The 24,386-nt window shown below is 71.8% G+C and carries 13 protein-coding genes and 2 tRNA genes; 9 read left to right on the forward strand and 6 right to left on the reverse strand.

Annotated elements, in window-relative coordinates; translation table 11 throughout:
• Positions 1 to 68: 68 nt before the first annotated feature.
• From AB0J68_RS05395 to AB0J68_RS05415, 5 genes are all read right to left on the reverse strand, one after another.
• On the reverse strand, positions 69 to 2,828 hold the full coding sequence (locus tag AB0J68_RS05395) for an FtsX-like permease family protein (RefSeq protein WP_363936345.1): 2,760 nt from the start codon (positions 2,826 to 2,828) through the stop codon (positions 69 to 71).
• Positions 2,825 to 5,992, reverse strand: a complete 3,168-nt coding sequence (locus AB0J68_RS05400) for a permease (RefSeq protein WP_363936347.1) — start codon at positions 5,990 to 5,992, stop codon at positions 2,825 to 2,827. The genes AB0J68_RS05395 and AB0J68_RS05400 overlap by 4 nt, the downstream gene beginning before the upstream one ends.
• 7 nt (positions 5,993 to 5,999) lie before the next feature.
• A complete protein-coding gene (locus AB0J68_RS05405) occupies positions 6,000 to 6,719 on the reverse strand; it encodes an ABC transporter ATP-binding protein (RefSeq protein ID WP_363936349.1) in 720 nt (239 codons plus the stop codon).
• Positions 6,716 to 7,648: an ABC transporter ATP-binding protein gene (locus AB0J68_RS05410; RefSeq protein WP_363936351.1), complete on the reverse strand. Its 933-nt coding sequence runs from the start codon at positions 7,646 to 7,648 to the stop codon at positions 6,716 to 6,718. The genes AB0J68_RS05405 and AB0J68_RS05410 overlap by 4 nt, the downstream gene beginning before the upstream one ends.
• 206 nt (positions 7,649 to 7,854) lie before the next feature.
• Positions 7,855 to 8,835, reverse strand: coding sequence for a helix-turn-helix domain-containing protein (locus AB0J68_RS05415; protein ID WP_363936354.1), 981 nt, complete (start codon positions 8,833 to 8,835; stop codon positions 7,855 to 7,857).
• Between the two features lie 70 nt (positions 8,836 to 8,905).
• Between AB0J68_RS05415 and AB0J68_RS05420 the strand changes: the two genes are divergently transcribed.
• Entirely contained in the window at positions 8,906 to 9,721 is an 816-nt protein-coding gene (locus AB0J68_RS05420) for an isocitrate lyase/phosphoenolpyruvate mutase family protein (protein WP_363936355.1), read from the forward strand.
• Between the two features lie 138 nt (positions 9,722 to 9,859).
• Here AB0J68_RS05420 and AB0J68_RS05425 read toward each other — a convergent pair whose 3' ends face one another.
• Complete coding sequence (locus AB0J68_RS05425; RefSeq protein WP_007457129.1) at positions 9,860 to 10,132, reverse strand: DUF6458 family protein; 273 nt, start codon at positions 10,130 to 10,132, stop codon at positions 9,860 to 9,862.
• Between the two features lie 148 nt (positions 10,133 to 10,280).
• Between AB0J68_RS05425 and AB0J68_RS05430 the strand changes: the two genes are divergently transcribed.
• The 8 genes from AB0J68_RS05430 (at position 10,281) to AB0J68_RS05465 (ending at position 24,258) form a co-directional block, all read left to right on the forward strand.
• Positions 10,281 to 10,353 (forward strand) — tRNA-Gly (locus tag AB0J68_RS05430).
• 48 nt (positions 10,354 to 10,401) lie between these two features.
• Positions 10,402 to 10,476: transfer RNA gene (locus AB0J68_RS05435), tRNA-Val, on the forward strand.
• Positions 10,477 to 10,608: 132 nt separating this feature from the next.
• Positions 10,609 to 11,259 carry a TOPRIM nucleotidyl transferase/hydrolase domain-containing protein gene (locus AB0J68_RS05440; protein ID WP_363936357.1) on the forward strand — a complete coding sequence of 217 codons (651 nt, stop codon included), beginning with the start codon at positions 10,609 to 10,611 and terminating at the stop codon, positions 11,257 to 11,259.
• A gap of 132 nt (positions 11,260 to 11,391) precedes the next feature.
• Entirely contained in the window at positions 11,392 to 12,399 is a 1,008-nt protein-coding gene (locus AB0J68_RS05445; protein ID WP_355063854.1) for an NAD-dependent epimerase/dehydratase family protein, read from the forward strand.
• A gap of 283 nt (positions 12,400 to 12,682) precedes the next feature.
• Entirely contained in the window at positions 12,683 to 16,321 is a 3,639-nt protein-coding gene (locus tag AB0J68_RS05450; RefSeq protein ID WP_363936364.1) for a LamG domain-containing protein, read from the forward strand.
• A 130-nt stretch (positions 16,322 to 16,451) separates the two neighbouring features.
• Positions 16,452 to 23,342: a polymorphic toxin-type HINT domain-containing protein gene (locus AB0J68_RS05455; RefSeq protein ID WP_363936367.1), complete on the forward strand. Its 6,891-nt coding sequence runs from the start codon at positions 16,452 to 16,454 to the stop codon at positions 23,340 to 23,342.
• Positions 23,343 to 23,452: 110 nt separating this feature from the next.
• Entirely contained in the window at positions 23,453 to 23,836 is a 384-nt protein-coding gene (locus tag AB0J68_RS05460) for a hypothetical protein (RefSeq protein WP_363936369.1), read from the forward strand.
• Positions 23,837 to 23,997: 161 nt separating this feature from the next.
• Positions 23,998 to 24,258 (forward strand): MafI family immunity protein, encoded by a 261-nt coding sequence (locus AB0J68_RS05465; protein ID WP_355139264.1) that lies wholly within the window; start codon positions 23,998 to 24,000, stop codon positions 24,256 to 24,258.
• The last annotated feature ends 128 nt before the right edge of the window (positions 24,259 to 24,386 follow it).

Consider the following 24,386-nt stretch of genomic DNA (forward strand, 5'->3'; position numbering starts at 1 on the left):
GTGCAAAAACGAGGCCCGTTACCGGATATCCGGTAACGGGCCTCGTTTTTGCACCGGTCGCCGGCCGGCTACTCGCCGGCGCGGAGCACCTCGCTCAGCCGGTCGCGTCGCCGCAGGGCCGACTCCACAGGTACGACCGTGGCGGCCGCCGCCAGCAGCGCCACGCTCACCAGGCCGAGCAGCCACCACGGCGGGACCGCCCCCGGGTCGGCGGCCTGGCCGGTGAGCAGCCGCAGGTCGAGCGGGCCGAGCGTCAGGCGTGCGAGCAGGGCCCCGAGCAGCGGGCCGCACACCGCGGCGACCACGACCGGCGGCAGCACCTCTCCGGCGGCGACCCAGCGGGCGTCGCGTGGCCGCAGGCCGAGGGTCCGCAGCCGGGTCAGGGTCTGCCACCGCTCCGACGCGCCTGCGGCGGCGGCGAGCGTGAGGCCGAGCAGCCCCAGCGCCAGCAGCACCGCGGCGGCCGTCCACGCCAGCCGTACCAGCCCTGCGGTCAGCGGGGCCACTCGCTGCGCCCGTAGGACGTCGGCGCGCAGCACGACGTCGGCGGCGACGCCGCTGTTCGACACGGCCCGCGCCGCGCCGGGGCCGGTCACCCAGACGGTGTTGGGAACGGCGGGCAGCCCGGCGCCCGCGAGGGCCGCGGCGTCCACGATGACGACGTCACCGGCGCCGCCGACGGAGGGCGCGGTACCGACGGCGGTGAGAGGGATCGCCGGGGCGTCGTCCCGGGGTAGCTGCAACCGCGTGCCGGTCCGCAGCTCGCCGTCGCTCGATCGGACCAGCGCTGGGACGTCCCCGGGGCCGGGACCGGGTGTCGTGAGCCGGGCCAGCGCCGGCGCGTCGGGCAGCGGGGTGGTGGCCAGCAGGCGCTGGAACGCGTCGGCGTCCACGATGACCAGGCGTGGGGTGAACAGTGTCGAATCGCTGAAGACGCGCGCCGAGTCGGTCACCTGCGCGACGACGACCTGCCCGACCCCGGGTGCGGCGGCGATGCGCTCGGCGACCGCGGGCGTGGCGACCCCGGCCTCGGCGCCGACGTCGAGGCGGGCGTCGGCGCCGACGCTGCTCCACGCGCCGTCGGCCAGGCCCCGGTTGACGGTGGCGCCGAGGATGAGCGCGAACGACGCCAGCGCCGTGGCGCTCACCAGAACCAGCAGCGGCAGCGCGCGCCCGGCCGTTGCGGCCGCCCGGGCGGCACCGAACACGGCCAGCGGGCGGCGCGAGCGCAGCGCCTGCCGGAGCGCGAACCGCGCCCCCAGGGGCAGCAGCCGGAGCAGGACGAGCGCGCCGACGAGCACGCCCAGAGCGGGGGCGCTGATCGGCAGGATCGTGTCGCCGGTCAGCGCGCCGGTGTCGCCGTCGGAGGCGACGGACAGGAGCCCGCGCTGGTGCAGGGTGACGAAGGCGGCGACCGCGGCGATCAGGACTGCGGCCTCCACGGCGGCGCGACGTAGCTGGCCGGTGGCCCGGATCCAGCGCCGAGCGGCCCGGTTGGCGGGTTGACGCCGGTCGCGGCTGGCGCGGGCGGCGGCGAGGATGCCGAACGTCGGCCCGGCGAGGGCTCCGGCCAGGACAGCGGGAACGGCCCAGGCCCAGGAGACGCCGGGAGCCGCCGCGCGGGCGGGCGCGAGCCCGACGGCGGCGGCCGACAGGGACACCACTGTGGACTCGATGGTCAGTTCCGCACCGAGGTCGGGTAGCGCCGCCCCACGCTGCCGGGCGGCGCTCAGCGCCGGGGTACGGCGGCGGACCAGCAGGTCGGCGGCGAGCAGCAGGACCAGCACCGTGGCGGTCAGCACCCCGGTGAGCAGGACGGCGGCCTGCACGGCAACGGCGCCGATCCGGGTACGGGCGGCGCGCAGGGTGGTGTCGAGTTGCGACTCCCACTTCAGGGACTCGTCGCGGGCGCCGGAAGAGCCGGAGGCTGCCTTGAGCTTGACCACCTGGCTGGCGAGTGCCGCGGTGGTGTCCCAGGTGAGCGCGTCGGGAACGGGTGCGAAGTGGATGGTACGTCGCAGTTGGTCCTCGTCGACGGCGAGCCGGGCGTCCGGTAACGACTCGGCCGACAGCAGGCCGGCGAACCGGGTGGTCCCCACGCCGTCGGCGCCAGGCGCGGGGCGCAGGAGCGCCGGGGCGAGTCGCCAGGCGGGGTCGGCGCTGTCCGCGGGTCGGTAGATCCCGCTGATCCGGACGTCCCGGTCGCGACCCTGACCGTCCTTGACCGGGATTCGATCGCCGGGGCCGAGGTGAAGTGCGGTGGCCTCCGCCTCGGAGATGCCGACCTGCACCGGCCAGGGCGGTCCGTTGTAGGGGGTCTCGACGAACTCGTCGGTGACGGCGGGGCCGGGCGCGCTGCCGGCGACCCAGGTCACGTCCGGGCCGCCGAGATCGCCGGCCAGGTAGGTGAACTGGAAGGTACGCGGCGCGCTGCCGTCGGTGATGCTGAGGATCGGACCGTTGACAACGGCGATGGGCGGGAGCAGCGCGGCGTCCAGGTCGGGCCCGAGCGCGTAGGCCGCCCGGGCGCGGAAGTCGTCGACGTCATCGGCGAGGCGGGCTGTCCGGACCCGCCCGCCGGTCGGTCCGTCGTCGCGTTCCCAGTCGGCGTGTACGAGGACGTTCGAGTCCTGGCCGGCGCGGCGGACCGTGTCCTGGACGGCGCTGTCGGCGGCGGCGCGGAGCAGCGCCGGCACGGCCCCGGCGAGCAGCGCGACGGCCGCGATGACGGCGGCGGTGAGCAGCAGCGGTCCGGCGTCGGTCCGGCCCCGGCCGCGGACGCTGGGCCAGTGCGGCGCCGGCCACCGGCGGGTCAGCCACCGTTTCACGGCGCCACCCGCAGGTGCGCGGCGTCGGCCCGGCGGACCTGGACGGTGACCACAACGGCGACCGCCAGCAGGCATCCGGCCAGCAGTACGGCGAGCAGTGCGGCCTCGGCTGGCCACGGCCACTGTGGCTGGGCGGCCGGGACGGGCGCGGCGCCGGTGTCGGAGCGCACGAGCAGGGGAGCGACGATGCGGGTGGCGAGCGCGCCGACGGCGGCGCCCGCCGCGAGCAGGGGCAGCAGAACGCCGACGTGCTGGCCGAGCAGCACGGCCCGGATGCCGCGCCGGGACATCCCCAGGCCGCGCAGCCGCGCCACCTCGACGGCGCGGACCTGCAGATCGCAGGTGACGTGCAGGACGACGCCGGCGAGCAGCAGCAGGGCCGCGGCCGGGACGATGAGCCGGAGCGCGGCCGGCAGCCCGGCGCGCAGCGGGCCGCCGGTGAGGCGGGCGGTCTCCGCCTCGCGGTTCGTGACGGTGCCCAGGTGCAGGGCGGTGGCCCGCTCGACGGCACCGGGACCGGCGGGGTGGCCGACCCACCAGGCGTCGACCGGGAACGTCAGGTCGCCGGTGACGGCGCGTGCGCGGGACAGCGTGTCCAGGTCGGCCAGGACGGCGACGGCGCCGGGGGCGGACGGTACGGTCGGCACGACCTCGGTGACGACGATCGGGACGGGCGTGGTGCCGACCGTGACGCTGAGCTGGCTGCCACTGTCGACACCGACCTCGCTGGCAAAGCGGGCGGAGACGGCGACGGGCACCGGCCCGGGGTCCGGAAAGGCGGTGGCGACGATAGTCCGGGCGGCGTCGTCTGCGCCGCCGAGGTCGACTGTCGCGGCCATCCGCAGCGCGGTTCCCGTCCGTACCGGAGACAGCGTGACGCTCAGGTCGCGCACCCTGCTCGGGACCGGCGGCGCGGACGTGGCGGTCCAGTCCGACCCGTCGGTGGACCCTTGCGCCGACCCGGCGGGCGGCACGGTGAGCGTGACGGCTACGGCGACGGGTCCGCCGACCGGGTCGGCGGTGACCGGCAGGGCGACCGCGACGAGGCGCAGCCCGTCAGCCGTCGCGCAGGCGGGCAGCCGGAACTCCCGACCATCGAGCGGTACGGCGGGACCGGTGCAGGACGTGCGCAGGCCGGTGGCGTCCTGCAGCAGCAGCCGGGGCGTCACGGCGAGGGAGGTGCCGCCGGCCGCGGTCCCGCTCAGGACGAGCGGGGCGCCGGCCGCAACGGCGAGGCCGGTGACCCGGGTGCGTGGTGCCAGCGTGGCGCCCACGTCCGCCCATCCGCGGTCGCTGTCCACCGGCCCGCGCAGCAGCGCGTCGGCTCGGGTGGTGTCGACGGCGACCAGGCGCGGCGCATCGCCGGCGGTGCCGAGCCACTGACCGACTGCGGTACCACGGTCGAGGGCCGGACTCACCGCCCCCGCGGTGGCCGCGCTGACGACCGCGCCGTCGCCGGGTGCTGGCGCCGTGCTGAGGGTGAGTGCCAGGTCGGTGCCGACGGAGAGCGCGGCCTGGTCGCGCTGCGACTGGTGCCACGTGGCGTCGAAGGCGAGGCCGAAGGTTCCGGCCGCGCAGGCCAGCCCGACGAGCAGCCCGGCGGCGACCGCCTGGGGCCGGCGGGCGCTCTCGGAGACCGCCAGCGGGAGCGCCAACCCGCGGGCGCGGTACGCCAGTCGGTCGGCGCCGCGCAGCGCGGGCAGTACCACCCGGAGCGCCAGGGCGGCGCCCGCGGTGAGCAGCAGCGCCGGCGCGAGCACCCGGACCGCGTCGGCGCGTGGGCTGGCGGCGGTGGGCTGCGCGTGCAGCTGCCACCACCCGGCGGCGGCGAATACGGCGAGCATCAGGTCGGCGCCGGAGCGGGCCAGCAGTTCGCGGCGGGTGCGCCGGTCGCCGGGTGCCCCGACGGGCCGGATCGCCAAGACGGTGAGCACAGCGGTGAGCACCAGCGCACCGCCGACCACCGCGAGAACCTGGGCACTCGTGATGGCCGGCCGGACGGTCAGGCCGGCGTCGTCCAGCGGCGGCAGGTGGGTCAGGCCGGCGTGCAGGGCCGACGAGGCCGGTATCGCGAGCGCCGCGGCGACGGCGGCGACGAGCCCGGCCTCGAGTGCCGCGGTGGCGGCGAGTTGGCGGCGGCTGGTGCCCAGGGCGGACCGCAGGGCGGTCTCGTCCGCGCGGATGCCCGCGGTCAGCCGGCCGGCGAGGACGAGTGCCGTCGCGGCCAGGACACCGCCGAGGACGGCGATGGCGAGCACGACGGCGGCGGTGACGTGCCGTTGGTCGTCGGCGGCCCGCAGGGTCAGCGCCAGGTCGGAGGAGACACGTGCGAGCGTGACGCGGTCGCCGAGGGTGCCGGCCAGCCTGCGGTCGGCACTGCGGACGGCCCCGGCCATGGTCTCCAGGTCGCGGCGGTTGGGGTGGGACAGGTCCGGATGGGCGGTGACCTCCAGCCGGTCGACGGTGGCGCTGGTGGTGACCAGGTCGGCGAGGTCGACGAGGAACGGGCCGTAGGCGTTGACCGGCTGCAGGAAGCGGCCGTCCCGGTAGCCGGTGGCGGAGCCGGCCGCGGCGAGCGGGTCGCGGTCCCAGCCGCGCCCGGGCAGCGGGCGTACCACACCGACGACTGTCACGTCGATGGCCGGGACTGGCGGGTGGGCCAGCTCGGCGCCGAGGCGCACCCGGCTACCGGGGGTGAGGCCGAGGAGTCCGGCGGTGGACTCCAGCAGCACCGCGTCGCCAGGGTGCTGTGGCCAGCGTCCGGTGATCAGCTCGGCTCGGGCCGGCAGATCGTCCAGCCCCGACAGGTACGCCTGGGCCGGGACCGTGGTGCCCGGGGCGAGCGCGGGCGGCAGCGCCCGCAGCACTGTCGACGCCCGCGCGGTCGTTGTCACCGGGAACGGTGCGAGCGCGGAGGCCACCACGGTGCGGGTGTCGGCGGCGACGGACGACGCGTCCCGGCCCTCGACGGCGCCGGTGTAGACGGTCACGTCGACGGCGGCAGGGGCGGCGCGGGCCATGGCGACCTCCAGCGCCCGCTCGGCGGTGCGGGTGACCAGCAGGGTGCAGGTGCCCAGCAGCGTCGCGCCGATCGTGACGACCCCGAGCAGGGCCGCCAGCAACGGCCACTGCGCGCGGGCGCGCCGGCTGACCAGCCTCAGCATCGTCGTGTCACCCGGCGTCCGACACGGGCCCGTACGGCCCGGTCGCCTGTTCGTCGAGGTGCCCGTCGTGGATGCGGATCACCCGGTCGGCCAGGGCCATCATCACCGCGTCGTGCGTCGACACCAGCACGGTGACGCCTTCGGATTCCGCTATCCCGCGCAGCAGGGCCATCACCGACAGACCTGTCTCGGCGTCCAGTTGCCCGGTGGGCTCGTCGGCGAGCAGCAGCCGGGGCGAGGCGGCCACCGCGCGGGCGATCGCCACCCGCTGCTGCTGGCCGCCGGACAGCTCGGCCGGCCGTTGGCGGGCGTGGTCGGCCAGGCCGACCAGATCCAGCAGCAACTCGACCCGCCGCTCGCGCTCGGCCGGAGCGACGCGGGCCAGCCGCAGCGGGGCGGCGACGTTCTCCGCTGCCGACAGCACCGGGATCAGCCCGAAGCTCTGGAAGACGTACGACACCTTCTCGCGCCGCAGCCGGGACAGGTCGTCCTCGTCGAGCGCGCCGACGTCGGCGCCGTCGACGTGCACGGTTCCGGCGTCCGGGCGGTCCAGTCCGCCGATGACGTTGAGCAGGGTGGTCTTGCCCGAACCGGACCGGCCGACGAGCGCCACCATGGAACCGGCGGCCACGTCGAACGACACGCCGCGCAGGGCGTGTACGACGGTCGGCCCGGTGCGGAAGCGCCGGTGGACGCCGCGTACGCGCAGCAGCGGCTCGCTGCTCATTCGTCGCTTCCCGAATCGGGGCGGATCGTGATGTGGTCGGGTTCCAGGGCCAGCCGGACCCGTCGGGTCAGCGCCAGCGCCTGCCGGAACTCGCGGGGCACCTGGACCCGGCCGGCCCGGTCCATCACTGCGTACTCCTCGGCGATCACGTGCGTGTCGCCCTCCGCGTCCGTGGTGGTGCGGCGCAGCACCTCGCTGCTGGTGCGCCCGTCCCGGATCGCGATGGTCCGTTCGACCTGGCCGCTGACCTCCGGGTCGTGGGTCACCACGACAACCGTGACGCCGTACCGCCGGTTGACGTTCCGCAGCACGCCGAAGACCTCCGCGGACGTGGCGGCGTCCAACTCGCCGGTCGGCTCGTCGGCGAGCAGGACCCGCGGCTGGTTGGCCAGCGCCACCGCGATCGCGACCCGCATCTGCTGACCTCCGGAGAGTTGCCCGGGGCGCCGGTCGGCGCAGTCGGCGACACCGAGGCTGTCCAGCAGTTCGGCCGCGCGCTCCCGGCGCTCCTTCTTCGCGGTACGGGCCGCCGTCATCGGCAGGTCCACCATCTCCCGTGCGGTCAGGTAGGGGATCAGGTTGCTCGCCGTCTGCTGCCGTACGAACCCGACGGTGTGCCGCCGGTAGTCCACCCGGTCCGCGCGGGACATCGCCAGGAGATTCCACTGGCCGACCCGGACCCGCCCGGCGGTGGGGGCGTCGATGCCGGCCAGGATGGAGAGCAGCGTCGACTTGCCGGACCCGGAGGCACCGACGACGGCGACCAGCTCACCGCTCTGCACGGCCAGGTCCAGTCCCTGCAGCGCCTGCACCTCGATCGAACCGGTCTGGTAGATCCGCACCAGGTTCTCGCAGACGATGAGCGCGTCCCGGCCGAACTCGGGCGCCCGCGCGGATGGCTGCGGCAGGGACAGCGGTGTGCTGGACATTGCCAGCAGTTTCGCAATCCGCGGCTTCGTTGACCATGCCCCGGGCGGCTTTTCCGCGTTCCGGACGAGGATCTGCTCCGGAACGTGTCAGCGGGCGGGCGGCCCGGTCAGAAGGTCAGCAGCCGGAACTCGCCCACGGCGGGAAGCCGCGGCGGCGGTAGACCGCCTCGGCGATGGGTGACGAGGTGAGGGCGCACCGATGTCGGCTATGCCGTTGCCGAGAGCAGCGCCTCGGCGAGGTCGGTGCGGGCGCTGAGCAGGGCCCGACCCCGGCGGTGGGTCACCACCAGACCGGCCGCGCGCAACGCGGTGAGGTGCTGGGAGACGCCGCCGGGTGACATCCCACTGCGACGGGCCAGTTCGGTGGTGCTCGCCGGCCCGATAAGTTCGGTGAGCAGCCGGGCCCGCCCGCGGCCGAGCACGGCGGCCAGCGCGTCCGGGACGCCGTTCGGCCGCTCCCACCGGGTGCCCAGCCCACTGGCGGGGTAGGCGAGCTGCGGCGCATCCCCGGCGGAGACGCTCAGCACCGACGGCCAGACGAAGACCGACGGGACCAGCACCAGGCCCGGACCGTCCGCGACGTCCGGGGCCAGGCAGTGCCGCTGCGCGACGACCAGCGTGTCGCCCTCCCACCGGACCTGCCGGTGCAGATCGTTGAGGAGCACCGCCGCACCGTCCTCGGCGAGCAGGCGGGCGCGTGCGGTGACATCGGCGTCGAGCAGCAGCAGCAGCCGCGGCCAGTGCGGGGCCAGGGCGATCCGCCAGTACGCCTCGATCTCCTCGCTGAGGCGGCGCAGCCCGGCCGGCGGGTCGGCGTACAGGGCGGCGAGTGCTGGCGTGCGGTCGCCCGGGTACAGGTCCAGGTGGGCGCGGACGGTGTCGGCCCCGGTGGCGCGCAGGGCCGTCAGTTCGGCGGCCAGATCGGGGTTGAGGTTGGCCGGCGGCGGCGTGAGGAAGTCGGCCAGGTAGCCGGGCGGTGCCGGCACCAGCTGCCAGAGCAGCCCGCCGTCCGACTCGATCACACCCGCCTCGACCAACGGCTGACGCACCCGGCGTACCCAGGGCAGGTGGACCGCGTGGTCTCCGGGGTCGCGCAGCACCCGGACGCTCGCGACGACCTCCCACAGGCAGGAGACGGCGAACCGGATGCGGGCGACGGCGCCCGCCGACATGCTGATGGCGACCACGGCACCCCCGATGGTTTCAGCTGGCGCTAAAACATTACCGGCGGCTGCGGGGCCGGCCGAGACTTGCCGCGTGAGCGAACACCACACCCGAGCCGAACTGTTCCGATCCCTGCACACCCCCGGGTCGCCGCTGGTCCTGGTCAACGCCTGGGACGCCGCGAGCGCCCGCGTCGTGGCCGCCGCCGGTGCCCGCGCGGTGGCCACCACCAGCGCCGGCGTCGCCTGGAGTCTCGGGGCGCCCGACGGTGACATCCTCGGCCGCGACGCGGCCGTCGACCTGGTCCGCCGGATCACCGCCTCGGTGCCGCTGCCGGTCACCGCCGACATCGAGTCCGGGTACGGCGCGACGCCGGCGGAGGTCGGCGTGACCGTACGCGCGGTGCTCGACGCCGGTGCCGTCGGCGTGAACATCGAGGACGCCCGACGCGAGGGCGGCCCACCGCTGCGCGACGTGCCCGACCAGTGCGCCCGGATCGGCGCGGTGCGAGGCGCGGCCGACGCTGCGGGTCTGCCGCTGTTCGTCAACGCCCGGATCGACACGTTCCTCGCTGGCGCTGGGGACGTCGCCGAGACCCTGGCCCGGGCCACCGCCTATCTCGCCGCCGGCGCGGACGGCATCTTCGTGCCCGGGGTGGTCGACCCGGTGACCATCCGCGAGCTGGTGCGGGCGGTGCCGGCGCCGCTGAACGTGCTCGCCGGGCCGGGCGCCCCGGCGGTGGGGGACCTGGCCCGGCTGGGGGTGGCCCGGGTGAGCCTCGGCTCGTCGATCGCGCAGGCCGCGTACGCGGTCGCCCGCCGGGCGGCGGACGAGGCCCTCGGCGCGGGCACGTACGACGCGCTGGCGGACGCCCTCGACTACGGCACGCTCAACGCCCTCATGCGGTGAGCGGGGCGGGCTGCGTCACGCTCGCAGCCGGTGCCTCCCGTGGCGCGGCAGGCCACGAAACGCCGGGCCGGCCGCCTCTGTCGAGGTGGCCGGGCCCGGGTGCTCCGCCAGTTCCGTCAGTGGTGGCCGATGGTCGTGTCACAGCGGCGGGGCGATGTCCCGCCGCTCCTCGACCCGGCGGTACTCGACCGGCTCCTCGACCCGGCGGTACTCCACCGGCTGCTCGGTGGCGACGGGGACCGCCTGGCGGCGGCGACCCCAGATCAGCGTGGTCATGATCAGGCCGAGCACGCCGGCGCCCATCAGGATCCAGCCGACCACGTCGAGGTTGATGCCGCCGACGCTCGCGTCGAGCGCGAAGGTGAGGATCGCGCCGAGCGCGATCAGGAAGATGCTGGTGCCAATACCCACGACAGCCTCCTTAGGGGGTGTGGTGCGCTGTCGAGGTCACTCAGTACCCCGGTGGCGACCAGCGCAATCGCCGCCGCCCAGGGTCGCGCGCCCGCCGATCTTGGCATCGGGTAGAGTTTGCCGCGTCGCCGGCGTTCGTCGGGGACGTGCGGACGTAGCGCAGCTGGTAGCGCATCACCTTGCCAAGGTGAGGGTCGCGGGTTCGAATCCCGTCGTCCGCTCGCGATTCGCCTCGACGGGCTTGAGCGTCCGGGTCGGGCGGAAACCACGGGCGGTTGGCGCAGTGGGAGCGCGCTTCCTTGACACGGAAGAGGTCACTGGTTCAAACCCAGTATCGCCCACCAGTTCGCAACGGCTCGTCACCGCATTCTCGGTGACGAGCCGTTTGCCGTGGTGACACCACCGGGATCCCGACGCCCGGCAGACCGCGGACAATCCGGTTGTGACACGGGTTGGTCGTTGCGAGACTCGGTCCCGTGCCTGAGCCGGACCGCTTCCGCGCCGCCGTACGCGTCTGGGCGGCCGGCGGTCCGGACGCCGCGACCGCCGCCGACGCGGCCCGGGAGTCGGCGGCCGGCCTGCGTACCGTCGTGCTCGTCGAGGGGGTCAGCGACCAGTTCGCGGTGGAGGCGCTGGCTGAGCGACGGCGCCGCGATCTGGCCGCCGAGGGCGTGTGCGTGGTGCCGCTCGGAGGCGCGATGAGCGTCGGTCGGTACCTGCGGCTCTTCGGCGCGCAGGGCCTCGCCGTGACCGTGCGGGGGCTGTGTGACGAGGCCGAGGAGGGCTTCTTCCGGCGTGGCCTGGAGCAGGTGGGTCTCGGCGCCGGCCTGACCCGGTCGGCAATGGAGGAGCTCGGCTTCGGTGTCTGCGTGACCGACCTGGAGGACGAGCTGATCCGCGCGCTCGGCAGCGACGGCGTCGAGCGGGTCATCGCCGAGCAGGGGGACCTGGCCCGGTTGCGGGTGTTCCAGAACCAGCCCGCCCAGCGTGGGCGCCCGGTCGAGCGGCAACTACGCCGCTTCCTGGGGACGATGAGTGGCCGCAAGGCCCGCTACGCGGGGGCGCTCGTGCGCGCTCTCGAGTCGGGTGCCGTGCCCCGCCCGCTGGACCGGCTGCTCGCCGGTTGACCGGCCCAATCCCCAGTCGACCTGCCCGATCCGGCTGCGCGCGGGCGTCGGTGCGGGGGTTCTGCCGAGGGCAGATCCGCTCGCCGTGAACAAGAGCGCAATCCGCCACACCCATCCGCCAGGGTGGAGCACATGAGATTGCTGGTGTTGGGCGGTACGGGTTTCGTGGGCGGTGCGACGGTCGCCGAGGCGGTTCGCCGGGGCTGGTCGGTGACGGTGTTCAACCGAGGGCTGCACGGGTCGGTCCCGCCCGGCGTACACCGGTTGCGGGGTGACCGGAGCGCGCCGGACGGCCTGGCGGTGCTCGCGGACGGCGAGTGGGATCTGGTGGTCGACACCTGGGACGGCGCGCCGCGCGCCGCGCGCGCCGCTGCCCGTGCGCTGGTCGACACCGTGGGGCACTACACCTACGTGTCCAGCGGGTCGGTCTACGCCGACCCGGTGGCGCCCGGCTCGGACGAGACCGCGCCGGTGGCCGACGCCGACCCGGACGCTGCCGACGGCGACTACCAGCAGCTCAAGGCGGGGGCGGAGCGGGCGGTGCGGGAGGTCTTCGGTGACCGGGCGCTGATCGCCCGGGCCGGGCTGATCCTCGGGCCGGGGGAGGACATCGGCCGGCTGCCCTGGTGGCTGAGCCGCATCGCGCGGGGCGGCGACGTGCTCGCCCCCGGCCCGGCCGAGCTGCCGATCCAGTGCATCGACGTGCGCGACCTGGCCAGCTGGATGCTGGACCAGGGCGCCCGAGCGCGGGGCGGGACGTTCAACGCGGTCAGCCGCCCCGGGCACAGCACGATGGGTGAGCTGCTCGACGAGTGCGTGGCGGTCACCGGCTCCGACGCTCGGCTGCGCTGGACCGACCCCGAGTCGATCCTCGCCGCCGGGGTGGAGCCGTGGAGCGACCTGCCGATCTGGCTGCCGCTCGGGCATCCGTACCGCTGGCTGCTGGAGCGGGACACCAGCCGGGCCCACGCGGCGGGGCTGACCTGCCGGCCGGTGGCCGAGACCGTGGCGGACACGTGGCGGTGGTTGCGGGAGGTGGGCACGGTTCCGCCGCGCGCCGGCAGGCCCCGCCGCGCTGCGGTCGGCCTGGACCCGGCCCGGGAGGCCGCACTGCTCGCCACCCAGCCGGCGGCGGGCTGACCGGCGGCCGCCGGATCACTCACGTGGAGGCGCCGGACAGCCGTTCACCGGTGACGGCGGGTGCGGCCGTAGTCATCATTGCGGGCTGGTACCCCATTTGTTATCACGGGCGGTAGCGGACATAGACAAACCTGTAAGCCAGCCCTACAGTTCGGCCGACTAGTTCTCATCAGCACGGGGGTTTTTGATGACCACTGGCCGCTGGCTGCTGCCCGCGCTCCTAAAGAGACGTTCCCTTCTCGTAGTCGGAAGCGCGGTCGCGCTTCTCGGCACATCCGTCGCGGTGCCCGCACAGGCCGTGCCGGCTGCCGCGTCGAAACCGTCAACCGCCATCTCCGAGACCGCCGACCCCGCCTCGGCGTCCGCCGCCGCGCGCCGCTCCGGTAAGCGGGTGGAGGTCGCGTCGGCGCGTACCGAACTGACCCAGGTGTTCGCCAACCCGTCCGGGGGCTTCACGGCGGAACTGGCCGTGGTGCCGCAGCAGGTCAAGCGCCCCGACGGCTCGTGGGCGGTCGTCGACCTCGCGCTACGTCGGGGTGCGGACGGCTGGCGGCCGACGGCGTCGGTTGCGGACGTGCGCTTCTCCGACGGTGGCGATGCCGCCGCGGTGGTCCTGTCCCGCAACGGCCGGTCGTTCTCCCTGTCCTGGCCGGGTGGTCTACCCCGACCCTCGGTGTCCGGTGACTCGGCCACCTACACCGACGTGCTGCCCGGCACGGACCTGGTGCTGCGGGCCACCCGGACCGGGTTCACCCACGTCCTCGTGGTCAAGACGCCGGAGGCAGCGGCAAACCCGCGTCTGCGCGAACTCCGCTTCGACCTGGGCGGCGACGCGCGGGTGGTGCGGGGTCGAGACGGTCGCCTGTCGGCGCTCGCCGGCGACGAGGTCCTCGCCGCCGCCGACAGCGCCGTCATGTGGGACTCCCACGCCGGTGTCGCAACGTCAGGCCAGCGATCGGCGACGGCCTCGGCCGGGGACGCCGCGTCCGCGGGTGGGTCGTCGTCCGACCTCTCGTCGTCGGCGGCGCCGGGTGACAGAGCGCGTGTCGCCGCCGTCGATGTCCAGGTCGCCGACGGTGACCTGGTCCTCCGCCCGGACGCCGCGTTGCTCTCGCCGGCCGGCGCGACCTTCCCGGTCTACATCGACCCGGCCTGGTCCACCGGCAAGTCCCGATGGGCGTACTCGACGAACAACAACAGCAACAACACGGACACCTCGGTGGCCCGGGTGGGCCGGGACCCGGACTCCGGGAAGCTGTACCGGTCCTACTTCGACTTCCCGTTGACCACCGTGCGGGGCAAGCACATCGAGTCCGCGTATGTGCAGATGAAGCTGGATCACTCCTGGTCGTGCGGCAACACGCCGACCTACATGTACCACTCTGGTGGCATCGCCTCGACTCCGCGTACCAACTGGGCGCCGAAGCTGATCGGCTTGAAGTCCTCGGCCAGCTCGCACGCCAACGAGGGCTCCGGGTGCTCCGACTCGCCACAGCCGGACATGACCGTCAACTTCACCGGGTCCGCGGTGACCAGCGTGATCCAGTCCTCCGCGACCAGCAGTGCCACCAACATCACCTTCGGCTTCTGCGCGTGCAGCGCCACCGACGGGTCGGGCGAGTCCACGACCGACCGGTGGAAGAAGTTCTTCCCGGGCAACGCGAAGCTGGTGGTCGACTTCGACTCCATCCCCGGTAAGCCGAACAACCTGCAGGCGGCCGGCGTTGCCTGCTCGGCCAGCACGACGCTGGTCATCGGCACCCTGAAGCCGACGTTCTCCGCGATCTTCCCGGACGCGGACGGTACGCAGGCGCTGACGACCGGGTACGAGTGGGTCCAGGTACCCGCCAACGGTGTGATCGACGCGTCGACCCCGCGCCGGTCGGCGCCGGCCGGAGCGTCGGTTCCCGCCGGAGGTCGCTCGACGACGGCCGCGGTGACGGCCGGCGAGGGGGTGACATACGCGTTCCGCGCCAAGGCGACGGACCCCGCTCCGTACAGCCGGACGAGTGTCTGGTCCGACTGGTGCAAGTTCATGGCCGACACCAAGGTGCCGCCGGTGACCGCGACGCTGACCTCCGGAACTGGGTTGCCGGGCAGCACGGCGACCTTCCTCATCTCGTCCACCGATTCCACGGTGACCAAGTTCCGGTACGGCTGGGTCAACCCGCCGGTCACCGAGGTCACGGCGGTGGGTCGCATAGTGATGAGGCCACCGAGCGAACCCATCACCGTGAAGCAGGCGCAGGTATCGCTGGTGGTGCCCAAGTACGGATTGAACACGCTCTACATCTCCGCAACCGATGGTGCCGGCAACATCGGCTACGGTTCGCTGGAGTTCACGGCCCCTCGGCCGGCGCCCGCCACGGCCCGCTGGGGTCTGGAGACCTACCCCGGGGTCACGGCGTCGCAGGCACTCGACGACACGCAGCAGTCGCCCCCCTCGGGCAGGACCCCGCTGTCCTCGGGCAGCGTCTCGTGGACCGGAGATCTGCGGCTGATTCGCGGCGAGACCGCCTCGTTCAACGGCACCTCGTCCAGCCTGGCCACAACCGGGCCGGTGGTGGACACCACGCAGTCGTTCAGCGTCGCGGGTTGGGTACGCCTGGCGGCGCTTCCCACCACGGCGGACATGGCGGTCGCCGCCCAGGCCGGCACCAGCACGGCCGGCTTCGTGTTGGGTACCCGGCTGGAGGGTTCCCCGCTGACGCCGCGCTGGTCGTTCCTGATGAAGGACACCGACCTGCAATCCAGTTCCACCCGAGCAGCGGTCAGCTCCGCCCTGACAACGGCGGACGTCGGGCGGTGGACGCACATCGCCGGTGTCTACGACAAGACCGCCGGGAAGATCCGGCTCTACGTCAACGGCAAACTCACCGCCGAGACGGATCGGACCGCGGCCGCGTGGAGCGCCGGTGGCCCGTTCAGCGTCGGGCGGGGCTGGACCTCGGGCGCGCCGGCCAACTGGCTGAAGGGCAACCTGGCCGACGTGCAGGTGTACGACCGGGTGCTGGTCGACCACGACTTCACCGGTCAGCTCGCCGAGGATCCGGACTCCGGAGGCTTCGACGAGCCGGGAATGCTGTCGGCGGTCAAAGTGGGTGACTGGGGCTTCGGCAACGGCATGCCGTGCTACGTGGAGTCGACGGACCCCACCCTGTGCAGCGCGCCGGAGGACGGTCAGTTCGGCCGCAGGCTGGCTCTGACGGCGGGCGCCGATTTCGGCTCTCTCTCCGACGACAAGTTCCTGACGCTGGACCGACAGGGCATCGAGGATCCGGCCCAGCTGACGACAGAGTACGGGCGCTCACAGGACAATCTCGCCGAGCCGCAGAACCCGGTCTGGCAGGACGGCCGCGTGCTGCGTACGGATCAGTCCTTCTCGGTGTCCGTCTGGGTGCGACCTGACGCACAGGCACTGGGCACCATGACCGCCGTCAGTCAGGCCGGCACGCAACAGTCGGCCTTCTACCTCGGCCAGCGTGCCTTCACGGTGGGCACCACGACCGAGTACCGGTGGTGTGTCAGCGTCTTCGGCGTCGACGACGATGACACCACGGGTCAGACCGTGGCGGTTCCGATGACGTCGGGGGTCCTGACGGAGGACGACTGGGCCCGGTGGACGCATCTGGTCGCCGTCTACGACGCGTCCCGGCGCGAGATCCGGCTCTATGTCAACGGAAAGCAGGAGGGGATCAAGGGTTTCAGCAGCGGCACCTTCACCGGCGCCTTCGACGCGACCGGTCCGCTCGTCGTCGGCGCTGCCCGCTTCACCCCAGTGGGCGGAACGACACGGTGGGTCGACCTCTGGCGGGGCGACATCGACAAGCTCGGCCTCTATCAGGGTGCACTGACCGACGCGACGGTCAAGACGCTCTTCGATGCGGAGTCGCCGGAGTCGGTGGAAGCACCCGAGGACTGACCGCTCCGCAGCCCCTGACCGAACCCCGCACGTCGACCTCGTCCGTGGAGGCATGGTGAACCCCTACTCAAAAACTCTCCGTAAAACCCTTCGAAAGCCCCATAAAACCGGCAAGGCTCTCCTGGCGGGGTTGCTCAGCGCCGCTTTGTTGACCATGGGGCTGTCGGTTCCGGCGCAGGCCGCGCCGGGCGGCCCCAAGCCCGGGACCGGTCAGCGAGAGAAGCTCGACAAGGACGGCGGCCCGGCGGTCGGTCGTGCCCGGCCGACGAAGGCCGTACCGAACGCCAAGCCCGCCGCGCCCGTGTGGCCCGCCCCGGGCGAGGCGACGGTGACCCTGCCGTCGGACGGCGCGGCAGGCGCGGCCGGTCAGCGCCGCTCCTCGTCCTCGGCGGTGCCCGCTGGTGCGCTGCCGGTGTCGGTCCAGCGGGCGGCCGGCACGGCAGGCGCCCGAACCTCGGCGGTCTCGGTCCAACTGCTGGACCGCGCGGCCGTGCCGGCCCGGTGGCGCGACGGACTGATGCTGCGGATCGACGACGCCGGTCAGGCCGCCGCGCGGTCCACGACACCCGGTCAGCCCGGCGCGGCCACCGTCTCGGTGGACTACCGCGGTTTCCGGGACGCCTTCGGTGGCGACTGGGCATCTCGGCTGCGGCTCTGGCAGGTCCCCGAGTGCGGACTGCGCGACCCGCAGCGGGCCGAGTGCGCGGCCAAGCCCCTGATCTCCAGGAACGACGGCACCTCGGTGACCGCCGAGGTGCCGGTGGCCGCCGACAGCGCGGCGGCGCGGACCGCCGGGCAGGCCGGGACGCTCGTCGCGCTCGCCGCGGGCAGCTCGGGTCCGGAGGGTGACTTCTCCGCGACCCCGATGTCGGCCAGCGCCACCTGGTCGGCGGGCACGTCGACCGGTGGCTTCTCCTGGTCGTACCCGATGCGGATGCCGCCAGCGATCGGCGGCCCGGCACCCAGCCTCGGCCTCTCCTACACGTCCGACGCGGTCGACGGCCAGTCCGACGCCTCGAACAGCCAGCCGTCGTGGGTCGGTGAGGGCTTCAGCCTCTGGTCCGGCTACATCGAGCGCAGCTACGTCCCGTGCGCCGATGACATGAGCGGCGGCAACAACAGCTCCAACCGCACCGGGGACCAGTGCTGGCGCTCCGAGAACGCGACGATGTCGCTGAACGGTCGGGGTGGCGAACTGATCTTCGAGGCCGGCAAGGGCTGGCACAGCCGCAACGAGGACGGCACGAAGATCGAGAAGCTGACCGGCACCGCCAACGGTGACGACGACGGTGAGTACTGGAAGGCGACCACGCCCGACGGCACGCAGTACTTCTTCGGCCGCAACACGCTGCCCGGTCAGAGCGCCACCACCGAGTCCGCCTGGACCGTCCCGGTCGCCGGCAACCACGCGAACGAACCGTGCAACGGCTCCTCGTTCGCCTCGTCGTTCTGCAACCAGGCCTGGCGGTGGAACCTCGACTACGTCGTCGATCCGCGCGGCAACACCCTGTCGTACTGGTACGAGAAGGAATCCAACTACTACGCCAAGCTCGCCACCTCCACCAACAAGGCGTCCTACGTCCGCGGCGGATCGCTGCGGCGGATCGACTACGGCACCTGGGACCGCAGTTCCACCGACCGCTCGGTCAAGCCCCTGGCCCAGGTCGTCCTCGACATCGCGGACCGCTGCGTGACCGACTGCTCGAACCGGGGCAACTGGAAGGACGTCCCCTGGGACCAGGAGTGCACGGCGGCCGCGGCGGACTGCAAGGAGAACTACGGTCCGACGTTCTGGACGACCAAGCGGCTCTCGACGGTCACCACACAGGTCTGGGACACCACCAAGACCACCCCGGGCTGGCAGCCGGTGGACTCCTGGACGCTGGGTCACACCTATCCGCCCGTCGGTGACGGCAGTGACCACGCCGGAATGTGGCTTACCTCGCTGGTGCACAAGGGCCTGGTCGGGGGCACCGTCGTCATGCCGCCGGTGACCTTCGAGCCGGTGTCGATGGCGAACCGGGTGTTGAGCAAGAACAACACCAGCAACAACCGGATGCGGATCGGCAACATCTTCACCGAGACCGGGGGGCAGATCCAGGTCACGTACAGCCTGCCTGACTGCAAGAGCAACAGCCTTCCGTCCGCCCCGAACACCAATACGCGCCTCTGCTACCCGGTGGTGGGGCCCGACCCGTACGAGCCGGGCAAGGAACTCACCGAGTACTGGCACAAGTACGTCGTCAAGCAGGTGTCCGAGTCGGACATCAAGGTCATGGCCGGCGGCACGGACCACGGCCAGCCGGTGCAGAACACCTACTACGACTACGTGGGCGACCCTGCCTGGCACTACGCCGACGACAACGGGCTGGTGCAGCCGAAGCGCAAGACGTGGAACCAGTTCCGCGGCTTCGGGCAGGTGGAGGTCCGCAAGGGCGACGCCCCGGCCCAGACACTGACCCGCACGACCTTCCTGCGCGGCATGCACGGTGACCGGCTCGATCCGTCCGGCGGCACCCGTGACGTCACCGTCGGCGCCTCGCTCGGTGGCGAGACGGTGTACGACGAGGACCAGTTCGCGGGCATGGTCCGCGAGCAGGTCGTCTACAACGGCGTCGAGAGCAAGCCGGTCAGCAAGACGGTCAACGTGCCGTGGCGATCGAAGGCGCTCGCGACCCGCACCATCAACAAGGACGTGGTCTCGGCCCACTTCACGAACACCCGGGTCACCTACAACGCGGTGGCGCTGGGGGTCAACGGGGCATCCGGCTGGCGCACCTCGCGTACGGTGTCGGCCTTCAACGAGGACTACGGCAGCACCGAGTCGATCCAGTCCGACGGCGACGTCGGCAAGACCGGTGACGAGACCTGCACCACCTACCTCTACAACCGCAACACCGACGCGAACCTGCTCGGGACGGTCAAGCAGATCACCGTCAAGGCTCTGCCCTGTGCCACCGCGCCCGCCAGCCAGGACGACATCGTGGCGGACGAGCGCAAGTTCTACGACGGCGCCACCAGCATCGACGCTCAACCCACCCGGGGTGAGGTCACCCGGATCGACCGGCTCAAGGACTGGTCCGTCGCCGGTGGCACGGTCTGGCAGACCATCAGCCAGGCCACCTTCGACGCCTACGGGCGGCCGGCGACCGCTACCGACGCCCGTGGCCGCACGGTGAAGACGGTGTACACCCCCGCGACCGGTGGACCCGTCACGAAGGTGACCACCCAGACGCCGGATCCGAACGGCGGCACCGTCGACTGGGAGAACAGCATCGAGGTGCGGCCCTACTGGGGCCAGCCGGTCAGAACCAAGGACTACAACGGCAAGCAGTCCGACCTGGTGTACGACCCCATGGGGCGTCTCGCCAAGGGCTGGAAGGTCGGCTGGCCGCAGGCGGATCACCCGAACAGCCCGTCGGTCGAGTACACCTACTACTACGCGCCCAACCGGGATGCCTACCCGTACACGAAGAGTCGGGTCCTCCACGCCGGCGGCGGGTACCTGACGTCGTACGACATCATGGACGCCTTCCTGCGGCCTCGCCAGACGCAGGCAGCCGGGGTGGGCGGTGGCCGGGTCGTCACCGACACCCTCTACGACGCGACCGGTCGGGCCGTGACCTCCTACCAGGCCCACGCCGAGCCGGGCACGCCCGACGGCGCGCTCTGGTGGGAGCCCGAGTGGTCGGTGCCGGCGTTGACCAAGGCGCTCTACGACAACGCCTCCCGGCCCACCGACCAGGTGTTCTTCGGCACCGACGGGGTCACCAACCTCATCGAGAAGTGGCGCACCAGGACCGAGTACCTCGGCGACACCACGAAGGTGACCCCGCCGCCGGGCGGCACCGTCACCACCACCAAGACCGACGTGCAGGGCCGGACGGTGGAGCTGCGCCAGCAGACCGACCGGACGCAGGTAACGCCGGACCACGTCACGACCTACACCTACAACCGCAAGGGCCAGCTCACCCTCGTCCGGGACACGGCCCAGAACGAGTGGGTCAACACGTACGACGTCAAGGGCCGCCAGACCAGCGCGAAGGACCCGGACAAGGGCACCACCACGACCACCTTCACCCAGTACGACCAGGTGGAGACGGTCACCGACCCCAACGGTGTGCTCGTCAACGAGTACGACTCGTTGGGGCGGCGCAAGGGTCTCTACGCCGGCAGCGTGAGCGCCGCGAACAAGCTGGCCGAGTGGAAGTACGACAAGCTCTACACCGGTCAGACCGTCCGAGGTCAGCTCACCGAGAGCATCCGCTACGAGTCGGCCGGATCGTCGAACGCCTACAAGTGGCAGGTGCGCGGCTTCAGCGACCGCTACCAACCCACCGGCACCAACTACGTCATCCCGACCAACGAGGCTGCGAATCTCGCCGGCACCTGGGTCTATGGCTACGAGTACTCGCCCTACGACGGCAGTCCGACGGCGGTCACCTATCCGGCCGGCGGTGGTCTGACCACCGAGAAGGTCCAGACGACGTACGACTCGACGACCGGGCTACCCACCGAACTGTCCACCAATCTGATCAACGTGGGTCGCTACGTGATCGGCCAGCAGTACACCCAGTACGGCGAGCCGACGCTCACCACCCGCAAGACCGACGGCGGCGTGTACGTCGAGGACAACACCTACTACGACCTCACCACCCGACGCGTCGACCGGATGACGGTCAAGCCGGAGACCGCCGCCGGAACGGTGGTGGACACCGACTACGAACACGACGCCGTCGGCAACATCCTCTGGATCAAGGACACCCCGCAGGTCGGCACGGCGGACACCCAGTGCTTCCGCTACGACGACCTGCGCCGGATGACCAACGCGTGGACGCCCAAGGCGGGTGTCGAGTGCAAGACGGATCCGAGCGTGTCGAACCTGGGCGGCCCGGCCCCGTACTGGCACGAGTGGACCGTCGACGCGGTCGGCAACCGCAGCACGGAGAAGGTGCACACGGCGGCGGGTGACACCACCCGCACGTACACGTCGCCGGCCAGCGGCAAGGACGCCGTACGACCGCACGCGGTCACCTCGGTCCTCACCGAGGCGCCCGGCCAAGCCGCCGTCACCACCCAGTACGCGTACGACAACGTCGGCAACATGACCTGCCGGCCGGCGGCCACCACGGCGAACAACTGCGCCAACGGGACCAACTCGCAGACGCTGAAGTGGAACACCGAGGGCAAGCTCGCCTCGGTGAGCGTCGGCGGGCAGACCGTCGAAACCAACATCTACGACGCCGAGGGCGCGCGTCTGATCCGTCGCGACTCCAGCGGGAGCACGCTCTACCTGCCGGGTCAGGAGATCCGGCGCGACAACAACTCCATCGTCACCGGCACCCGCTACTACAGCTTCGCCGGCAGGATGGTCGCCAACCGTACGCCCAGCGCGCTGACCTGGCTCTACTCGGACCACCAGGGCACCCAGCAGACCGGCATCAACGCCGCGTCCCAGGCGGTCACCGTCCGCCGACAGACACCGTACGGCGACCCCCGCGGCACCCAGCCGCAGTGGACGAACAACAAGGGCTTCGTCGGCGGCGACAAGGATCCGACGGGCCTGACCAATGTCGGAGCCCGGCAGTACGACACAGCTCTGGGACGGTTCATCTCCGTCGACCCGGTGCAGGACCTCGCGGATCCGCAGCAGTGGAACGCGTACGCCTACAGCAACAACAACCCGATCACGTTCTCCGACCCGAGCGGCCTGCGGGCCTGCTCCGACGACGCCTGCGGTCCGGGCGCCGACTACGAGGACATGTACGGCAACTACGTCGAGGTCAAGGGCGACAACGACGGCTGCGGTGGTAGTTGTGGCGACGACGACTGGGCCGAGGCCCGCGCGGCGCACGAAGCCGGTGGCGGCAACGGTGGCGGCGGTGGCAAGGGTGGCGGCAAGAACGGTGGCCCCACCGACGAGGAGATCAAGCGAGCCAAGGAGGTCAAGAAGCAGAACGCCGTCTCGATCATCATCCAGGCCGGCGGGAAGCTCCTGCTCGACTTCTTCGGCATCAACGACATCCTGGACTGCATCCACGGCGATCTGATGGCCTGTGCCTTCACGCTCGCCGGCATGCTGCCCGTGGGTAAGGCCCTCCAGTTCCTCCGCAAGGCCAAGCCCATGGCCAAGACGATCACCAGGGCCGGTAAGGCGCTGTTGAAGTGGAGCCAGGAGACGAAGTGGGCTGACGACGTCCTCGAGGCAGCCGAGAGTTGTCTGGTAAAACGGCACAGTTTCGCGCCGGGGACGAAGGTGGTGCTGGCCGGCGGCGGTTACAAGGCCATCGAGGAGTTGCGCGAGGGTGACCTGGTCCTCGCCACCGACCCGGAGACCGGAAAGACCGAGGCTCGCGAGGTCACCAGGACGCACCGCAACGAGGATGCGGACCTGACGGACCTCACGGTCAAGGCCGACGGCGCCGAGGCGACGGTCATCAAGACCACCCAGCACCACCCGTTCTGGAGTGAGGATCGTCAGGACTGGATCGACGCGGCCGACGTCCAGGTCGGTGAGGCGCTGCGGGCGCTCGACGGCACGGCGATCACGGTCCAGGCCGTCCGGTCGTACGCCGGCCTGGAAGCGATGTACGACCTCACGGTCGCCGACATCCACACGTATTATGTGGTGGCTGGCGCTACCCCTGTGCTCGTTCACAACAACAACTGCCCTGTGTACACGGTGGGCGGGCCGAGGGTTCGCCCAGGGAAAGATATCGATGTAGATGTGGACGGCTTCGTCAATGGGCCTTCTGCTGAGCAACTGAAGTCTCTGGATGTGCAGGGCCTCTCTACGTTCGATTCGGTGGAAAACGCCAGCCGTGTCGGGTTGAAGGGGCAGGTCCGTACCCCTACGGATTCACTTCCAGACGGGTTGGGTGTTATCGCTGACGGCAGAGGGGTCGGGGGTCCACGCGCACTTGGTCACCACACGATTTACCCCACACGTCGCATGTCGTTCGATGAGTATGTAGGCCTCATCCAAGGGATGAACTGGCAGAACATAGGAAAGAAGTTGTGAGTCCAGAAACAGATGCCCTGGGGATGGAGAAATGGCGTGCCTTGGTGGCAGCCGAGCAAGAGGTCGCTCGGTGTCGCGCTGAGGTGAATCAATCACCCTCCCGCGCGGACGTGCTGGCGAAGGCGCTGTCAAGCAGTTCGGCGTGGGATCGGTCTGCCGCCCTGGACTTCCTTCGCCTCCTGCCTGAAGACGTTCCGAAGCTGCTCGACTTGCTGGTCGACCTGTCCCTATCGAGCGGATGGACGCTGCCCGCCCGTGAGGCGATCCGGTCAGCCCGGAAGGAGATCGACCCGTCGCAGTTCGCGCGGGTAGCGCTGGAATGCCTGTCCAACGGGGACGCCGAGGATTATCTCAGGCTGGCTGACGTGCTGGCCGAGGTCGAAGCGTGGGAGGCCCTGAGTGCAGTGATCGGCAGAGCCGCCGAGAGCGGCGATCCTGGCATCCGCGGGGTTTCCCGCAGTTACACCGAAAGTCACGGCGGCATGTTGCCTTGATTGGTGAATAGCCTGCTCTGGTCGAGCTGAGCTGTGTGTTACCCGAATCTCCGCCCCGTGGAGTTCGGGCCCGAAGCCCCGTCGGGTGCGTTCCCGGCGGGGCCTCGGCGCGTGGCGACGGCAGTGGAGGACGCCAGCGTCAGCGGCGGGATGGAGGCAAGGTGGAGAGATACCAGCACCTGCGTTCCCTCATCTCGCACCTCCTCGACGAATCTCCGTTGACGTCGACGGACGTCATCGCCGATGTTCGTCATCTGATGAACGTGGGCGAACAGGAGTTGGCCTTCGACACGATGTGCTCGTGGCTATACGAGGATGATCTCCCGATCACCTCCGCCTACTACGAGCGTCTTGTGTCAGCCGCGAAGGAACTGGAAATGCCGAGGTCGATCAGCAAGCTGGACGAGCTCATCGCGGATTAACGGGTTCGGGAGGCTGTTCGCCCCTCCTGCCGGGCGTGCGGCGACCGGAGCAGCGGTCGGTGAGGTCGTCCAGCTTGCTGATCGACCTCGGCATTTCCAGTTCCTTCGCGGCTGACACAAGACGCTCG

Origin of the sequence: Micromonospora sp. NPDC049580 (assembly GCF_040675595.1) — a bacterium.
GTDB lineage: Bacteria > Actinomycetota > Actinomycetes > Mycobacteriales > Micromonosporaceae > Micromonospora.

What these genes read in the sequence shown, in the direction of transcription:
- AB0J68_RS05400 (WP_363936347.1), bottom strand. Translation starts at nt 5,992, where the DNA reads ATGCTGAGGCTGGTCAGCCGGCGCGCCCGCGCGCAGTGGCCGTTGCTG.
- AB0J68_RS05405 (WP_363936349.1), bottom strand. Translation starts at nt 6,719, where the DNA reads ATGAGCAGCGAGCCGCTGCTGCGCGTACGCGGCGTCCACCGGCGCTTC.
- AB0J68_RS05410 (WP_363936351.1), bottom strand. Translation starts at nt 7,648, where the DNA reads ATGTCCAGCACACCGCTGTCCCTGCCGCAGCCATCCGCGCGGGCGCCC.
- AB0J68_RS05445 (WP_355063854.1), top strand. Translation starts at nt 11,392, where the DNA reads ATGAGATTGCTGGTGTTGGGCGGTACGGGTTTCGTGGGCGGTGCGACG.